Origin of the sequence: Cobetia sp. SIMBA_158 (assembly GCF_046566945.1) — a bacterium.
Lineage (GTDB): Bacteria > Pseudomonadota > Gammaproteobacteria > Pseudomonadales > Halomonadaceae > Cobetia > Cobetia amphilecti.
In genome coordinates this window covers 1-266 of record NZ_JAWJYL010000465.1, presented here as the reverse complement: position 1 = coordinate 266, position 266 = coordinate 1, and the positions used below count along the sequence as shown (strand labels likewise).

Sequence of the window (266 nt, the reverse complement as noted above, 5' to 3'; positions counted from 1 at the left end):
CACATTACCGGTCAAAAGATTGTAGATGGTGTTATTGCATGGAAACAAGACGCTATCCCGCCATATATTGCATTGGGCTTCACGGGAACGAAAGAAGACGGCAATGTTCGTCATGTGTGGTTAGTCAAAGGCCGTTTCTCGATTCCATCCACTGATTGGAAGACAAAAGAGGACAAGCCGGAAGCACAAAAAGAAAGTATTGAAGGTACTTTTGTACAACGAAGTGATAAAGTTTTCAAAATCACAGGAGACAGCAGCGTAAAAGG

At 42.9% G+C, this 266-nt stretch carries 1 protein-coding gene; it reads left to right on the top strand.

Features of this window, described 5'->3' with window-relative positions:
* Positions 1-266, top strand: a 266-nt coding sequence (locus tag R2R70_RS20690) for a major tail protein (RefSeq protein ID WP_410979004.1), incomplete at both ends; no start/stop codon positions are given.